The organism is Aestuariivivens insulae, assembly GCF_022662195.1.
In the GTDB taxonomy this organism is placed as follows: domain Bacteria; phylum Bacteroidota; class Bacteroidia; order Flavobacteriales; family Flavobacteriaceae; genus Aestuariivivens; species Aestuariivivens insulae.
Window position 1 is genome coordinate 222,666 of the sequence record NZ_JAKMCS010000004.1, and the last position, 15,259, is coordinate 237,924.

The following is a 15,259-nucleotide window of genomic DNA, read 5'->3' on the forward strand; positions in this document are numbered from 1 at the left end:
TATGAACATTAAGATCATAAACAAATCCAGCCACGAGACACCAAATTACGAAACCATTGCATCGGCAGGTATGGATTTACGGGCTAATTTATCAGAACCAAGAACCTTAAAACCTTTAGAGCGCAGTATCGTAGGCACGGGCTTGTTTATAGAATTGCCTGTTGGTTACGAGGCTCAAGTACGTCCGCGCAGTGGTCTGGCAGCCAAAAAGGGGATTACCGTTTTAAACGCTCCAGGAACCATAGATGCCGACTACAGAGGTGAAATAGGAGTCATTTTAGTGAATTTATCCAATGAAGATTTTGCCATACAAAATGGCGAGCGTATCGCGCAATTGGTAATAGCCAAACACGAGCGTGCCGAATGGATAGAGGTTGAAGAACTCTCTGATACCGATAGAGGTGCAGGTGGGTTTGGAAGTACAGGGGTGAAATAGTTTCCTGCGAAAGCAGGAATCTCTTAATCGATTGAAATGTGTATAAGAATGGCTACGATATCACAAAGAAGAGCATTATAAACTGAAACCAGTTGTTTGTGGACGGCTGGGAGTTTTTTAGGTTACTAATATGGGATATTGGTATGTATACATCATGACAAACAAACCTAATGGAGTTTTGTATATTGGTGTAACGGATAACATAGATGAACGAGTAAAAGAACACAAGTTAAAAATTTATCAAAAATCATTTACAGCAAAATACAATTGTGATAAGTTGGTTTATTTTGAAGCGTTTGAAAATGGAGATAAAGCTGTAAAAAGAGAGAAGCAGTTTAAAAAATGGAAAAGGGATTGGAAAATACAGCTTATAGAAGAGATGAATCCAAGTTGGATGGATTTGAGCATGAATTGGAATTTAAATTTTAGAACATTAAGAAAGTCACGTTTAATTAAAAAGACCCCTGCTTTCGCAGGGAATGAATATGAAAATAATAGTCCCCATGGCTGGTCGAGGTTCTCGATTGCGCCCACATAGTTTAACCGTACCAAAACCTTTAATTCCTGTAGCTGGTCAGCCTATCGTACACCGATTGGTGACCGATATAGCCAAGGTTTTAAAACAACCAATCGAAGAAGTGGCCTTTGTTTTAGGCGATCCTGCTTGGTTTGGTGACGATGTTGTTTCCAGTTTAGAAGATTTGGCCAAAAGTTTAGGTGCGAAAGCATCTATTTACCGTCAAGATAAACCCTTAGGAACCGGACATGCCATAATGTGTGCAAAACCGTCACTATCAGGACCAGCGGTAATTGCCTATGCCGATACGCTAATTCGAGCAGATTTCGATCTGGATCCTACAGCAGATAGTGTGATCTGGACAAAACAAGTCGAAAACCCAGAGGCCTATGGCGTAGTGAAACTTAATGGTAATAACGAAATTATGGAGCTGGTAGAAAAGCCAAAAACCTTTGTAAGCAACCAAGCCGTTATAGGCATATATTATTTTAAGAATGTAGACGTCTTAAAAGATAAGCTACAGGAAGTTTTAGATGAAAACATAACCAATAGTGGCGAGTACCAAATTAATGACGGTATAAAGCGTATGATGGCCGATGGCTCTATATTTAAAACAGGTACTGTAGATGAGTGGATGGACTGTGGTAATAAAGCCATTACAGTAGAGACCAATGCTAAAATGCTAGGGTTTTTACAAGAAGACGGCGAAGAGCAATTGATAGACCCCACTGTGCAATTGGAAAATGCGAAAATTATAGAACCTTGTTTTATTGGTAAACATGTAAAGCTGATTAATACCACTATAGGTCCCAATGTATCGGTGGGGGAACATACGGTTATAGAAAATACCAACGTTAAAAATAGCTTAATCCAAAACCATACAACCATTAAAAATGCTAATTTAGACAATGCTATGATTGGTAATCACGTTACCTATAATGGCGATTATGTTTCGGTTAGTATTGGTGATTATTCAGTTTTGGAATAAATTCCTGTGCAAGCCGGAATACCATTAATTTTAGTTTGGAATACTATTTGAAAACAATTTGTCATATCGAACGGAGTGAGATATCACATAATTAATGAAACAGAACACATACATACTTGTTTTATTTTTCGGAATATTTATTATTTCCCAAGGGATTTGTGCCCAAGTCGATTTTAACAAAACACCCAATGACGACTTAGGCAATGTAGAAGACCAATTTCAGGAATACTTTTATGAAGCCTTGAAGCAAAAGGGTATAGAAAATTACGACCGGTCGGTTGAAGCCCTTTTAAAATGCATTGAACTAAACGACGAACCAGCCGTTTTATATTTCGAACTGGGAAAAAACTATAACAAGCTTAAAAATTTTGGAGCAGCAGAAGATGCTCTAAAAAAAGCGGTTAGCAAGGCACCAGAAAACGAATGGTTCTTAGACGAGCTCTATGGGTTTTATGCCGCTCAAAACGATTATAGCAAGGCCATAAAAACGATCAAGCAATTGGTTAAATACCATCCCGATTACAAAGAGGATTTAGCGGCTCTTTACGTAAGGACAAAAAAATATGATGATGCATTGGAACTTTTAGATGAATTGGATAAAACCCTAGGCATCTCAGTAAGTCGGGATGTATTGAGAAACAAAGTGTATAAAGCGACAGGACGTAAAAAAGACCAAATTAAGAATTTGGAGCAACGTGTTGATGATAACCCTAACAAAGAATCTAACTACTTGGCCTTAATTTTTCGTTACAGTGAAAACAACCAAAAAGACAAGGCGTTTGAAGCGGCAAAAGAGCTATTGAAAATTAATCCGAACTCCCAATTGGTCCATTTGGCGCTATATAAGTTTTATTTAGATGATAATAATACCGAACAAGCAATAGAGTCCATGAAGGTGGTGCTAAAAAGTACACAGGTAAAACCCGATGCCAAACTAAAAGTACTTTCAGATTTTGTAAAGTTTGTTGAAAAACATCCAGAATATGAAGCCGATTTAGTTGAAGCAACCACCTTGGCCGAAAATCATAGCGATAGAAAGACATTAGAAGAACTGGGGCAATATTATTTGGCTAAGGGCAACAAACAGAAAGCACTAAGTTATTTTGAATCGGTGTTACGGTTAGATAACAATAACTTTAATGTCTTAAAAAATGTATTGTTATTGAAATTAGATTTAAATCAGTTTGAACAAGCACAGGAGCAAAGTGCCGAGGCGCTTTTAAAGTACCCGTCACAGCCTTTATTTTATTTAATTAATGGCGTAGCTTTAAATGCATTAAGCCAGCCGGAAAAAGCCTCTGGGGTTTTGGAAGAAGGTTTAGACTATATTATAGACGATACAAAAATGGAAATCGATTTTTATACCCAACTGAGTAAAGCCTATAGCACACTAAACAATTTAGCCAAAGCAAAAACGTTTAGTGATAAGGCAAAGCAATTACAAAACCCTAATTAAAATAGCATTCTTGAAAACGCATTATTATACTATACTTTTACTCCTGTCCTTAATGGCGTTAAATTGTAAATCGTCTAAAAGTTTAGGTACAGGAGAAGCGAATTACAATTTATCTGCAAAGCAAGTTATAAGGGAGAATATTAAGCGAACACCAGAATTTAAAACCTTGGCTTCCCGAGTTAAAATAAACATTGTTGATGGTAAAACCTCTAAAGGCTATACCGTTAATTTGCGCATGGAAAAAGACAAGAAAATTTTATTGACTTCCTCGCCAATTTCTTTGGTTAAAGCCTTAATTACGCCAGATAAGGTGAGTTTTTACAATAAGTTGGACAACACATATTTTGATGGTGATTATACGTATTTAAGTAAATTGTTGGGCACAGAACTGGATTTTCAAAAGGTTCAAAACTTGTTGTTGGGTGAAGCATTATACAATTTAAAAGACGATTCGTACAAGACGTTTATTCACGAGAAAAAGTATGCCTTACAGCCCAAGCGGCAATCGGAATTATTAGAGATTTTTTATTTATTAAGCCCATCGCATTTTAAAATTGAGTCACAGCAAATATCACAGTCCAGCTTGCTAAGGCACTTACAAATAGACTATCTACAATATCAGGAAGTAGCTAAGCAATCGCTTCCCGAGCGTATAAAGGTTTTTGCTGTTGAAGCAAACGAAGAGCTAATGGTCGAAATGGAATTTAAAGGTGTGTCACTAAATGAAAATTTAAGGTTTCCGTTTAAAATTCCATCAGGATATGATGAAATACAATTGTAATGACTAAAAATAATCACATATTTAGGATTGTATTATTTGTTTCGTTATTGCTAACAACCTTTGCTTTTTCACAAAACAGGAAGCAAGAGCTGGAAACCCGAAGGCAAGAACTACGCAGGGAAATTCAAAAAATAAATAAATTACAGGCCGAAAATAAAACGAAGGCCAAATCGGAATTATCACTTATAGAAGATTTCAATTATAAAATAAGTGTGCTTAACAACCTAATTAAGGTCACCAATCAGCAGGCCAATTACCTGTCCCGAGAAATTAATTCCAATCAAAAGAAAATATCATCGCTTCGGGAAGAATTAAAGCAATTAAAAGAGGATTACGCTGCCATGATAGTGAAATCCTATAAAAGTAAAAACAAGCAAAGTAGGATAATGTTTTTGTTGTCTTCAAACAATTTTAAGCAAGCCTATAAGCGCATACAATACATTAAGCAATACGCCAGCCACCAAAAGCAACAAGGTGAAACAATTAAGGAGAAGACCCAAGAATTGCAAGAGATAAATCAAGATTTATTAAAGCAAAGGGCAGCAAAAGAAAAGCTTATTGCCGACAATAGGGCTACCCAAAAATCATTGGAGGCTACAAGGCAGAAGCATACGGCCTTAATGCGGACCATTAAGAAAAATATTAAAAGGTATACTGCACAAATAAATGCGAAACAAAAAGAAGCGGCCCGTATAGACCGTGAGATTGATAAATTAATTAAAGCTGCTATAGCACGTTCCAATAAGCGGGCGGGTAAATCGACATCATCAACTAGTTTTGCCTTAACCCCTGAAGAAAAAATATTGGCTTCAAACTTCCTTGCTAATAAAGGCAAATTGCCTTGGCCTGTAGAAAGTGGTATTGTAAAAGTGCGTTACGGTAAGCAACCCCACCCCATTAATAAAACACTTACCCTTAATAGCAATGGTGTACGTATTGCAACTTCAAAAGGAACGAAAGTACGGGCGGTATTTAATGGCGAAGTTATTGGTGTTATAAGAATTAAAAATGCCAATCCGTTTGTTATGATTAGGCACGGAAACTATATTACAACTTATAAAAACCTATCTAAAGTTTATGTAAAAGACGGTGATAAGGTTTCTACAAAACAAGTAATAGGGGAAGTGTCCACCAATAAGTTTAATGGAGAAACCTTATTGTGGTTTTCGGTATTAAAAGAAAGCAGACCACAAGACCCATCGACATGGGTTTATAAGATGTGATGCCTAATGACACCATGTTGAACTTATTTCAACATCTAAAAAAAGAACATCACTCAAAAAGTGCCTTTAATTCGGTAGCGTCATTGGGCTTTATTTTACCAGCCAATAAAAGACTTAGTTGTTTACGGCGCAGGGCAGCAGCATAGCGCTCTTTTTCCAGTGCTGTTTCTGGTTTAACTTCTGGTACAGAAACAGGGCGTCCTGTATCATCAACTGCTACAAAAGTGTAAATAGCTTCATTGGCTATAGTACGTTCACCCGATTCGCGATCTTCAATCCAAACATCAATAAATACTTCCATAGAGGTTTTAAAAGCACGGGATACCTTGGCTTCAACCGTAACAACACTTCCTAATGGTACGGCTTTGCTAAAAGCCACATGGTTTACAGAGGCCGTTACTACTATGCGCCTACTATGGCGACGGGCAGCAATACTGGCAGCACGGTCCATACGTGCTAATAGTTCGCCTCCAAATAGGTTGTTTAACGGATTAGTTTCTCCAGGCAAAACCATATCGGTAAGTATGGTTTTCGATTGTTCGGGCGTTTTTGCTTGCATTATCGTTGTTATTTTGATGCTGCAAAGGTAAATGTATTTTTATAGTTAGAATAATATATAATAACCAAAATTCCATTGGAGAATTTATGGCTTTACTTTAGTTAAACTTAAAAAAGAAAGAAATATTTATACATTTTGACAGAAAATTAATATATAAAAAAATTTTTTATTGTTATATTTGAAGGAGAAATACTTCAATGTATTTTTTTTAAAGGAAATTGACCATTAGCCCCAAATTAATGAAACAAATTTTCCCAAAGAGCATTATAGACAGTACCGTAGAGGTGCATAGATTTAAACATAGCACGAAGAGCCAAGTAATATATAGTATTATTTTGGCGGCCCTAATCATTGCTATAGCTTTATTACCTTTTATAAAAGTAGATATTTATTCTTCGGCAAGAGGAATTATAAAACCTGGAAAGGAGCGTCTATCCATTACTTCATTGAACTCTGGAAGAGTGCTTAAGGTTAATCTAAAAAATAATGCTTTGGTACATAAAGGGGATACCCTACTGGTTTTGGATAACACTATTGTTGATGAAAAATTAGAACTATCTAAACAACAAATAAAAGAGTTGCATTTATTTATTGAGGACTTGTTCTATCTATTGAAAAGTAAACGTATTAATGTTTCAAATTTTAAATCGAATAAATACAAACAAGAATACTTATTGCACCAGCAAAATCTAATGGAGTTACAGATACGCTTTAAAAAGCTGGAGCAAGATTTTAAAAGAAGCGAGCAATTATTTAATAAAGGCGTTATAGCTAAGCTAGAGTTTGAAAATACAACATTAGACTACAATCTGGCAAAAAGTAACTTAAACCAATTACACCAAAAGCGCCATAGTGCATGGCAAACCAATCTTACAGAATATAAAAACCGCTTGCTTGAATTGGAAAGTAATAAAAACCAATTAGAGCAAAATAAGTCACAGTTAGTAATCACCGCCCCTATAAGCGGTATTTTAATAAATACACCAAGCTTAGAGGTAGGGAGTTATATTAATGTAGGACATTTTATTTCTGAAATATCGCCAAATACAGCTCTATTGGCAGAGTGCTACATAGCTCCAAAAGATATAGGATTGTTAAAGCTTAATAACCCTGTGAATTTTCAAATAGATGCTTATAATTATAACCAATGGGGATTGGCAACAGGACAAATTATTGAGATAGGACAAGATGTAGAGTTTGTAGAAAACACGCCCACATTTAAAGTTAGGTGCCGTATTAATGAAAAAGAACTTAAGCTTAAAAATGGGTTCAATGGTAAATTAAAGAAGGGAATGACCTTTAATGCTCAATTTAAGCTAATAGAACGTTCCCTTTTTGATTTGTTATACGATAAGGTAGACGATTGGGTTAATCCCAGCCAAAAAGAGATTGTAAATAAAGATTAAAACCCCTCAAATTTAGAATGTATGAAGAGCCTAAAAACATTAGAACGCCTACAACAACTGCACCAGCGTATCGCACAGGAAAACACAGGAACACCAAAAGAATTTGCCAACTACATGAATATTAGTGAGCGGTCGCTTTATAAGCTTATAGAGCAGTTAAAAGACCTTTCGGCGCCTATTTGCTATAACCGTACCAATAATACCTATTATTATTGTGACGATTTTGAGTTACAAATAAGCATATCGGTAACAGCTCTGAGCAACAACGAAGTCATAGAGGTTTTTGGTGGCAGTTATTTTTTAAAGAAAAATACCTTACTGCAAGGTTTGTGCAGTGGGCGCATTTATATTAGCTAAATCAAGACAAGATACTGGACGCAGTAAGGTTAGACGTAACCAATGTTTTTGGTAAAGAATAATGTTTAATTTAAAATTTAAAAACATGAAAGATTTAGAAAATTATGGTGTTCTGGAAATGAATGCTAGAGAGATTAAGGAAACTGAAGGAGGGATAATTCCTTTGTTAATTCTTGCTGTTGATGTATTTGCCGTGTCTTTTTTTGCAGGAGCATATTATGAATTGCGGCAATAATAAGTTATGAACGAACAAATAGATTAAAATCAAATTTATTATGAAAAACTTTAAAAATAACTTAGAGGTACTGTCTGAAGAAGAATTAGTAAATATAACTGGAGGTTATATAAGAGATCGTATACTATTTTTATTTAATGTTGCAAAGGATGGCTGGGATGCTGGGCGAGCTTTTGTAAGATGGGCAAACTCACTCTAAAGCTTTTAATTTTATAAATGAGGCTAATCTGCTCTTTAGCCTCATTTTTATATCTTTATAACAAAATTCATATCATTTCAGACAAGATGAAAACAATAAATAATAATAAAAAAATCGTATTCTTTATAATTACTTTTTTAATTATTATTGGACTTATTTCAGGAATTCTATTTGTTAGATTATTTAATTAAATTATTATTTTAGGAATTAATAAAATAAAGGATGCCTTTTCGATAAGAACATGGAAAATATAATAGAGGAAAGTCCAGATTTATTTAAACAAACTTCAGAATACAAAGAAAATGTTCTAAGCATAAAAGAAAGGATAAAGGCTCAGTATTCTAAATCAATTATAAACGAGAAAAGCTTTCTTAAAAAATTGCAAATATTTCTGAAGTCTAAAATAGAGATATATAGAAAAATTAGAGATTTGACTTCTTATAGAAATATGTATTGATCGATTGTTATAATTTAATCATAAGAGTTTAGAATTGACTAAAACAAGTCTTTATTAACTAAACATTCCGTATTTATTACGCCTTTAAAAATATTTTGGAACAGTTAAAGTATCGTGTCCTTACTTTTTCTTCAAAGGACTATAGGTGCTTTAGTTTCAAAATTCTTATCAATATTATATTTAATAATTCTAGTTACTTAAATTTTACCACTGCAAACATTTTGCAGTAAATCCACTTAATATTGCCGTATAACTTCTATTTATGGCAAAGATCACAATAAAACAACATGATATTTCAGACTGTGGTGCAGCTTGTTTAGCATCTATTGCTGCACACCAAAACTTACACATACCAATTGCCCGAATACGACAATATGCAGGCATTGATAAAAAAGGCGCCAATGTTTTAGATCTAATAGAGGCGACTCAAAAATTGGGGCTGTTATCCATCACTTTTGGAAATAGTTTTAACAGTGATGATGATATTCATCATTTAAAATCTAATGGTGAGGCTTATTTTTTAAGGCCTCGCCATAATTTATTAAAAAGCATGATTATAAAATATATACTCGTTTTAATAATTTGTGTTGTTTCTATTAAGGTCAAAGCTCAGCCTAAGAATGAAGATTTGACACTGTCAAAACATGTGTATTCTTTTTTATTGATAGATGGAATTGACATGATGACAATGAAACAGGCTAATGAAAATTACTTGTCGGTAAATAGAATTTTAAATAGACTAATAGATAATAAAGAATCAAAAATAGACGAACTTTTTAAAGTTAGTATTTCGTTCTTAGGACTTATAATTACTCATGAAGAAGGGCACAGATCAGTATTAACAAATTTAGAAATTGGATCCATAAATCAACCTTTTTCTTTTTTCAAAGGGGTAGCCTATGTAAAAGGGGTTACAGATGAGACTTTGATTAATTTAAGACAAAATCGTTTTCAAGATTATATTCGGTTACATACGGGAGGTTTAGAAGCAGATTACAGTATTACTAATAAAACAGAAAGTTTAATTGCTCTTGAAGTAGAAGAGTATGATAATCTTAAAATAGATTATATTGTTCATAAATTGTCACATATAGGTTATTTTTTAACGGCTCTTATTCCAAAGCTGTCCCCTAATTTAAAAGAAGAAGATAATGAATTTGAAAGGGATATTGTAGGTCATGACATTTTTGGAGCGATAAGACATCTACATAGACCAGAAATGAAATTTTATAGGTATACCAATTATGATGATTTAACAAAAGAGGAAAGAAAATTTGTAAACAAAGTATCCTTTTTATCATTATTAAATTTAGCTAATCCAATGGTCTTTGGTAAAAATAATTTTGAAATTAATAAATCATTAAAAATAAACGCTGGATTAGGGTATACACTTGCTCCTTTTGGAGGTTTTATAGATGAAAATTTGTGGCTTATCTATAAAGATAAAATTAAAATTCACTCTTATATAAGACAATTCCATAATAAAGACAATTGGTTTTTAGGCGGAGGATTAAATGTATTGAACTATTCTTTTTATCGAGAGAAACTTTTATTAAACTTTGGAATGCATTTTTGGTCCCAACCAATAGAGTTGTCGTTTATAGAGAAGAATGGAAATTTTGGTTACGGAGGAAATATTAATTTGGGTTATAAGATATACAATACTTTAAACAATAAACAGAGTATTTATTTAAATACAGGATTAAGTTATAAAGAAGCTGGGTTTATTCCTGAATATGCAAGTTTAGACAAAAATGCAAAGTTTAATTTTGGTTTTTTGTTATTGTGGTAAAAAGACTTTTGTAATTATAGCAATGAGATAGATGCCTAAAGGTTTAGTTTTTATGCTTTACTGCAAGGTTTGTGCAGTGGGCGCATTTATATTAGCTAAATCAAGACAAGATACTGGACGCAGTAAGGTTAGACGTAACCGTTTTGGTTTTGATGTGAGTGTTGTTGTAATGTTTACGTTATTGCATTAAGGCGCCGCCTAAGTGATCTGTTTTAGAAAACCGTAAATACTACAAGGCAAATGTTTAACAATTAAAATTTAAAAACATGAAAAATTTAGAAAGTTATGGGGTTCTGGAAATGAAACCCAAAGAGATGAATGAAGTTAGCGGGGGAGTTTTAGGCTTGCTTGCAGTTGCCGCTATAGCATTATTAGCTTCAAGTTGTGCGCCTGGTTGTGCAGCAGCAAAAGCTGTTTATGAAAGATAGTTTGTGTGGAAGTTAATATAAAACAACGGCAAATGACATGATTATTTGTCGTTGTCTTTATTTTATTATGTGTTTAAAGCATATTAGAAATAGTATATTAGTGTTTGTTTTTAGGCTTTTGGATTTATATACAACACATATTGCAACACCATTTAATTTTAAAAATCAAGAGCAAAATTTTTTGGTAAAGGACTTTAGGTTAAGTAAAACTGCATTTTTCGTTGAGGAGACAATATTTGCTTTTTTCCTGATAGGAATATATTTGGTATCGACTAAAAAAAGTAGAGTTTTCAAGATCAAATCTGATACTTTTTTAGATTATTTGAAAACGTTTTTTTTTAACAAAATAGAGAAGAATAACGTTTTCAAATATTTTTGTTCTTTTTCATTAAAAAGAACATTTTATTTGTATGGAACAATAATTCCAAAATTATATATAACTATAAGTATGATTTTGTCATTAAACAATTACTGGGTATACTTTTTTGTTAAAGGTATTGAGCCAGCTAAATCTTCTTATAGATATTTTGATAGGATTTATGTGGTTGATTTTATGATTTTCTATTTACCAATTGTTTTGTTTTTTGTTTTTATATATCAAAAATTAAAAAAAGAATATAGAAGAAATAATATGATCCTAAATAAAAGTTATAGCCTATAGTAATACATTATTAGATGCGGTTTTAAAAAAGTCTCACCATGACAATCAACTTTAAAGTTAAACAAGAAGAGGATTTTAAACACCTAACAGGGATAAGTATAACTCCTATCAAAGATGAATTACTACAGTTGTTAATAAATAGAAATTTTAACTTTAATGATATAGAAAAAATTAAGATCTAAATATCTTTTACTGCAAACATTTTGCAGTAAACCCACTTAATATTGCCGTATAACTTCTGTTTATGGCAAAGATTACAATAAAACAACATGATGTTACAGATTGTGGCGCGGCTTGTTTAGCATCCATTGCTGCACACCATAACTTACACATACCTATTGCTCGAATACGACAATATGCAGGCACCGATAAAAAAGGCACCAACGTTTTAGGTCTAATAGAGGCGGCTCAAAAATTGGGTTTTGAAGCTAAAGGGGTTCGAGGTGAGTTTAATAGTTTGTTTAAAATACCTAAACCAGCAATAGCGCATATTATAGTAAAAGAACAATTGCACCATTATGTGGTGATTTATGAGGTTAGCAAAACCCATATAGCCATTATGGACCCTGGAAATGGGAAATTGCATAAAAGAACACATGAAGAATTCACCAAAGAATGGACAGGGGTTTTAGTGCTATTAATGCCAGAGGATAATTTTACCGTTGGCAATGAAAAAGTATCCATTTACAAACGGTTTTGGTTTTTATTAAAACCCCACAAATTTGTTTTAATACAAGCTTTGGTTGGTGCCGTAGTTTATACCTTATTAGGCTTTTCAACCTCTATATATATACAAAAGCTAACAGATTTTGTGTTGGTTGGTGGTAATACAAGATTACTCAATTTATTAGGGGTCATTATGATTGCCTTACTTCTATTACAGGTGACAATAGGAGCTTTTAAAGATATTTTTCTAATAAAAACAGGACAACAAATTGATGCGCGTTTAATTTTAGGGTATTATAAACACTTGTTAAAATTGCCACAACAATTTTTTGATACCAGGCGGGTTGGAGAAATTATTTCCCGTATAAATGATGCCGTTAAAATACGCACCTTCATCAATGGGGTGTCGTTAAGTTTAACCGTAAACTTTTTAATCCTTTTATTTTCATTTGGATTAATGTTTTTCTACTATTGGAAACTGGCACTAATAATGTTATTGGTTATTCCGCTTTATACTCTTATCTATTTTATAATCAATAAACTTAATAAGAAAACAGAGCGCACTATTATGGAACGTAGTGCTGATCTAGAAAGCCAATTAGTAGAATCGTTAAACTCGGTTGGCACTATAAAACGTTTTGGATTAGAAAGTTTTGCAAATATTAAGACAGAGACTAGATTTATAAACTTGTTGAAAATAGGTTATAAGTCAGCTTTAAACTCAATTTTTTCAAGCACTAGTTCTAATTTTATAGCTCAATTATTTACTGTTGTTTTATTGTGGAGCGGTTCATGTTTTGTTATAAAGCGGGAGATTACTGTAGGGGAACTCATGTCTTTCTATGCCATTATAGGCTATTTTACAGGGCCTGTTGCAAGTTTAATTGGAGCCAATAAGCAAATACAAAATGCACTTATCGCAGCAGACAGGTTGTTTGAGATCATGGATTTGGAAGTTGAGGAATCAGAAAATAAAATCATGTTGTCAAAAGAAAAGATAGGAGATATTTGCTTTAAAAATGTGAAGTTTAGATATGGTACACGTGTAGAGGTTTTCAAAGATTTTAACTTAACTATTCCTAAGGGAAAAATAACAGCAATTGTTGGAGAAAGTGGCTCTGGAAAATCAACACTAATGTCTTTACTTCAAAATATTTATCCCATACAAAATGGCCAAATTAGCATTGGGGATTTAGATTTAAAACATCTAGATCAGGAAAGCTTAAGGGAATGGGTTAGTGTTATACCTCAAAAAATAGATCTTTTTGCAGGAAACGTTGTCGAAAATATAGCTGTAGGTGATTTTGCTCCCCAAATGGAACACATTATACACATATGTAAATCTATTGGTATCCTGGAATTTATAGAAAACTTGCCAAATGGCTTTGGCACTTACTTAGGAGAAAATGGAACATCCCTTTCTGGAGGGCAAAAACAGCGAATTGCCATTGCTAGGGCACTCTACAAAAATCCAGAAATATTAGTATTAGACGAGGCTACTTCTTCCTTAGACAGTAAATCTGAAAACTATATTCAAAAGACCATAAGTAGCTTGAGGGAGCAAGGAAAAACAATTATCGTTATTGCCCATAGGTTAAGTACTGTTGTCAATGCCGATAAAATTGTGGTATTAGACAAAGGTATAGTCTTGGAACAAGGTTCCCATAAGGAACTATATCATAAAAAAGAGCATTATTTTAATTTATGGCAGCAGCAAATGCCTTTGGTTAATAATGTGCCTTAATTTTCAACCTTTACAATAAATGGTTTGTCATGAAATGGACTTTCAGCTTTCAGCTTTAAGGCTTTAGAAGCCATTTTTAAATCATTAAAAGTTTCATTATAAACAAAATAGTAGTCGCTTTGCGCATCAAAGAAAAACCGGATGCTAGGGTAACCTTTAGATTTTAGGGTTTTTATGAACGCATCCCTTTGCGCTGCATCTTTAAAAGCATCTAAAACTAAATAAAAGCCGTTATTAATACCGTTAATGTCTTTTACAATAGGAATGATATTTGGGCTTTTTCTAAAGTCAAAATCATCTGCAGGAGTAGTCTCTGTATTTAGTTCAGAATTTAATGCAATTTCTTCTAACTTTTCAAGATCTTGCTCATTTAAGGCATTAGTATTGTCGTGTGATACGCGTTCACTAATGTCTCGGTCTACTTTTATCCAAGCGTCTTTATTATGGGCTTTTCGAATATCTCTAACCGCTTGAAGTGCATCTGAGCCTTTTTCGTAACTGGCATAAATAACTTCATGAAGGCCATATTTATTCACTCCAGCATACCTTGCGGGATACCCTAGGGCCTTAAGCTGATCAATCATTTTTATAGAGTTTTCCTCTACTCTAAATGCACCAGCAACAATATGGTAATTGCCCGTTTGTTTAATAGCATTAAGGGTAATGGCCGGAAGCGTATTCAGGCTAAAAGTGGCTTCCTGTATCTTGGTTTCAAGTTGCTGGTTAGCTTCTTCTTGTGCTAATTGGTTGTGGGTCTCAATTTTATTATAACGGCTTGAAACGCCAAAACCTCCTAAAGTTAAAGCAATTAATGCGACAGCGGCATACCTTAAGTAAGGTTTGCTCTTACGTTTTTCTGGAGTAACCCCTATAGGAATAACACTTTCTACAGCTTCGGCGGTTTCTTTATAGACTTCCCGAACTACAGCAGTAGATTCAAACTTTGACAAACCGAAGGCATCGGTTAAATAGTTAAGCTGATAGGTAGGCTCAAACAAAATTTTACCTTCATTGTTAAAAACAATCTCACCAATATTTTTAAAGGTAAGTGTTTCGCCTTGTGTTAAGTAAGACTTTAATAGTTTTACGCGCTTAGCTATTTTTTTATTGGCAACCTCAAAGGGTATTTTTTCTACTTCGGCAATGTAATGTGCCAGTAGGCCATCGTTCTTTTGAATTTGCTCGTTAAAGGATAATACTTTCTTCGGCGGAAAAAACGCATGGGTCGATTCGTCTATGGTCGCAGATACACGGCGCGTTAAAAACGCACCAAATCCTGGGATGGTAACACATTCGTATCTGTAAAGTAAGTCGCTAATGTAGGTTTCGAGTTGCATGAAAACAAAGTTAAAAA

Annotated in this window: 15 protein-coding genes; 13 read left to right on the forward strand and 2 right to left on the reverse strand. The window is 33.7% G+C overall.

Annotated elements, in window-relative coordinates:
- Position 1 precedes the first annotated feature (1 nt).
- The 6 genes from dut (at position 2) to MR062_RS07000 (ending at position 5,401) form a co-directional block, all read left to right on the forward strand.
- Positions 2–436, forward strand: coding sequence for a dUTP diphosphatase (gene dut / locus MR062_RS06975; RefSeq protein ID WP_242203374.1), 435 nt, complete (start codon positions 2–4; stop codon positions 434–436).
- Positions 437–566: 130 nt separating this feature from the next.
- Complete coding sequence (locus MR062_RS06980; protein WP_394800527.1) at positions 567–974, forward strand: GIY-YIG nuclease family protein; 408 nt, start codon at positions 567–569, stop codon at positions 972–974.
- Positions 922–1,941 (forward strand): sugar phosphate nucleotidyltransferase, encoded by a 1,020-nt coding sequence (locus MR062_RS06985; RefSeq protein ID WP_242203375.1) that lies wholly within the window; start codon positions 922–924, stop codon positions 1,939–1,941. The genes MR062_RS06980 and MR062_RS06985 overlap by 53 nt, the downstream gene beginning before the upstream one ends.
- Positions 1,942–2,035: 94 nt before the next feature.
- Positions 2,036–3,397 (forward strand): tetratricopeptide repeat protein, encoded by a 1,362-nt coding sequence (locus MR062_RS06990; protein ID WP_242203376.1) that lies wholly within the window; start codon positions 2,036–2,038, stop codon positions 3,395–3,397.
- A 10-nt stretch (positions 3,398–3,407) separates the two neighbouring features.
- A complete protein-coding gene (locus tag MR062_RS06995; RefSeq protein WP_242203377.1) occupies positions 3,408–4,178 on the forward strand; it encodes a DUF4292 domain-containing protein in 771 nt (256 codons plus the stop codon).
- Positions 4,178–5,401 (forward strand): murein hydrolase activator EnvC family protein, encoded by a 1,224-nt coding sequence (locus MR062_RS07000; protein WP_242203378.1) that lies wholly within the window; start codon positions 4,178–4,180, stop codon positions 5,399–5,401. Before MR062_RS06995 ends, MR062_RS07000 begins: the two co-directional genes overlap by 1 nt.
- A gap of 49 nt (positions 5,402–5,450) precedes the next feature.
- Here MR062_RS07000 and MR062_RS07005 read toward each other — a convergent pair whose 3' ends face one another.
- A complete protein-coding gene (locus MR062_RS07005; protein ID WP_242203379.1) occupies positions 5,451–5,960 on the reverse strand; it encodes an acyl-CoA thioesterase in 510 nt (169 codons plus the stop codon).
- A 239-nt stretch (positions 5,961–6,199) separates the two neighbouring features.
- On the opposite strand from MR062_RS07005, the gene MR062_RS07010 reads away from it, so the two are divergent.
- From MR062_RS07010 to MR062_RS07040, 7 genes are all read left to right on the forward strand, one after another.
- Positions 6,200–7,366 (forward strand): HlyD family secretion protein, encoded by a 1,167-nt coding sequence (locus MR062_RS07010; RefSeq protein ID WP_242203380.1) that lies wholly within the window; start codon positions 6,200–6,202, stop codon positions 7,364–7,366.
- Between the two features lie 21 nt (positions 7,367–7,387).
- Positions 7,388–7,723: an HTH domain-containing protein gene (locus MR062_RS07015; RefSeq protein ID WP_242203381.1), complete on the forward strand. Its 336-nt coding sequence runs from the start codon at positions 7,388–7,390 to the stop codon at positions 7,721–7,723.
- An 85-nt stretch (positions 7,724–7,808) separates the two neighbouring features.
- A complete protein-coding gene (locus MR062_RS07020) occupies positions 7,809–7,958 on the forward strand; it encodes a class IIb bacteriocin, lactobin A/cerein 7B family (RefSeq protein WP_242203382.1) in 150 nt (49 codons plus the stop codon).
- 40 nt (positions 7,959–7,998) lie between these two features.
- Complete coding sequence (locus MR062_RS07025; RefSeq protein ID WP_242203383.1) at positions 7,999–8,157, forward strand: hypothetical protein; 159 nt, start codon at positions 7,999–8,001, stop codon at positions 8,155–8,157.
- Positions 8,158–8,876: 719 nt separating this feature from the next.
- The gene (locus MR062_RS07030; protein WP_242203384.1) at positions 8,877–10,406 is read left to right on the forward strand and encodes a cysteine peptidase family C39 domain-containing protein; all 1,530 of its coding nucleotides are present in this window, start codon (positions 8,877–8,879) and stop codon (positions 10,404–10,406) included.
- Positions 10,407–10,672: 266 nt separating this feature from the next.
- The gene (locus tag MR062_RS07035; protein WP_242203385.1) at positions 10,673–10,834 is read left to right on the forward strand and encodes a hypothetical protein; all 162 of its coding nucleotides are present in this window, start codon (positions 10,673–10,675) and stop codon (positions 10,832–10,834) included.
- 905 nt (positions 10,835–11,739) lie between these two features.
- The gene (locus MR062_RS07040) at positions 11,740–13,905 is read left to right on the forward strand and encodes a peptidase domain-containing ABC transporter (protein WP_242203387.1); all 2,166 of its coding nucleotides are present in this window, start codon (positions 11,740–11,742) and stop codon (positions 13,903–13,905) included.
- On the opposite strand, the gene MR062_RS07045 is transcribed toward MR062_RS07040, so the two are convergent.
- Positions 13,902–15,242 (reverse strand): HU domain-containing protein, encoded by a 1,341-nt coding sequence (locus tag MR062_RS07045; RefSeq protein WP_317235789.1) that lies wholly within the window; start codon positions 15,240–15,242, stop codon positions 13,902–13,904. The genes MR062_RS07040 and MR062_RS07045 overlap by 4 nt on opposite strands.
- Positions 15,243–15,259: the final 17 nt, after the last annotated feature.

Bases quoted from the DNA above. Each gene is read 5' to 3' on its own strand.
- dut (WP_242203374.1), top strand. From the start codon at position 2: ATGAACATTAAGATCATAAACAAATCCAGCCACGAGACACCAAATTAC.
- MR062_RS06980 (WP_394800527.1), top strand. From the start codon at position 567: ATGGGATATTGGTATGTATACATCATGACAAACAAACCTAATGGAGTT.
- MR062_RS06985 (WP_242203375.1), top strand. From the start codon at position 922: ATGAAAATAATAGTCCCCATGGCTGGTCGAGGTTCTCGATTGCGCCCA.
- MR062_RS06990 (WP_242203376.1), top strand. From the start codon at position 2,036: ATGAAACAGAACACATACATACTTGTTTTATTTTTCGGAATATTTATT.
- MR062_RS07000 (WP_242203378.1), top strand. From the start codon at position 4,178: ATGACTAAAAATAATCACATATTTAGGATTGTATTATTTGTTTCGTTA.
- MR062_RS07005 (WP_242203379.1), bottom strand. From the start codon at position 5,960: ATGCAAGCAAAAACGCCCGAACAATCGAAAACCATACTTACCGATATG.
- MR062_RS07010 (WP_242203380.1), top strand. From the start codon at position 6,200: ATGAAACAAATTTTCCCAAAGAGCATTATAGACAGTACCGTAGAGGTG.
- MR062_RS07015 (WP_242203381.1), top strand. From the start codon at position 7,388: ATGAAGAGCCTAAAAACATTAGAACGCCTACAACAACTGCACCAGCGT.
- MR062_RS07020 (WP_242203382.1), top strand. From the start codon at position 7,809: ATGAAAGATTTAGAAAATTATGGTGTTCTGGAAATGAATGCTAGAGAG.
- MR062_RS07025 (WP_242203383.1), top strand. From the start codon at position 7,999: ATGAAAAACTTTAAAAATAACTTAGAGGTACTGTCTGAAGAAGAATTA.
- MR062_RS07030 (WP_242203384.1), top strand. From the start codon at position 8,877: ATGGCAAAGATCACAATAAAACAACATGATATTTCAGACTGTGGTGCA.
- MR062_RS07035 (WP_242203385.1), top strand. From the start codon at position 10,673: ATGAAAAATTTAGAAAGTTATGGGGTTCTGGAAATGAAACCCAAAGAG.
- MR062_RS07040 (WP_242203387.1), top strand. From the start codon at position 11,740: ATGGCAAAGATTACAATAAAACAACATGATGTTACAGATTGTGGCGCG.
- MR062_RS07045 (WP_317235789.1), bottom strand. From the start codon at position 15,242: ATGCAACTCGAAACCTACATTAGCGACTTACTTTACAGATACGAATGT.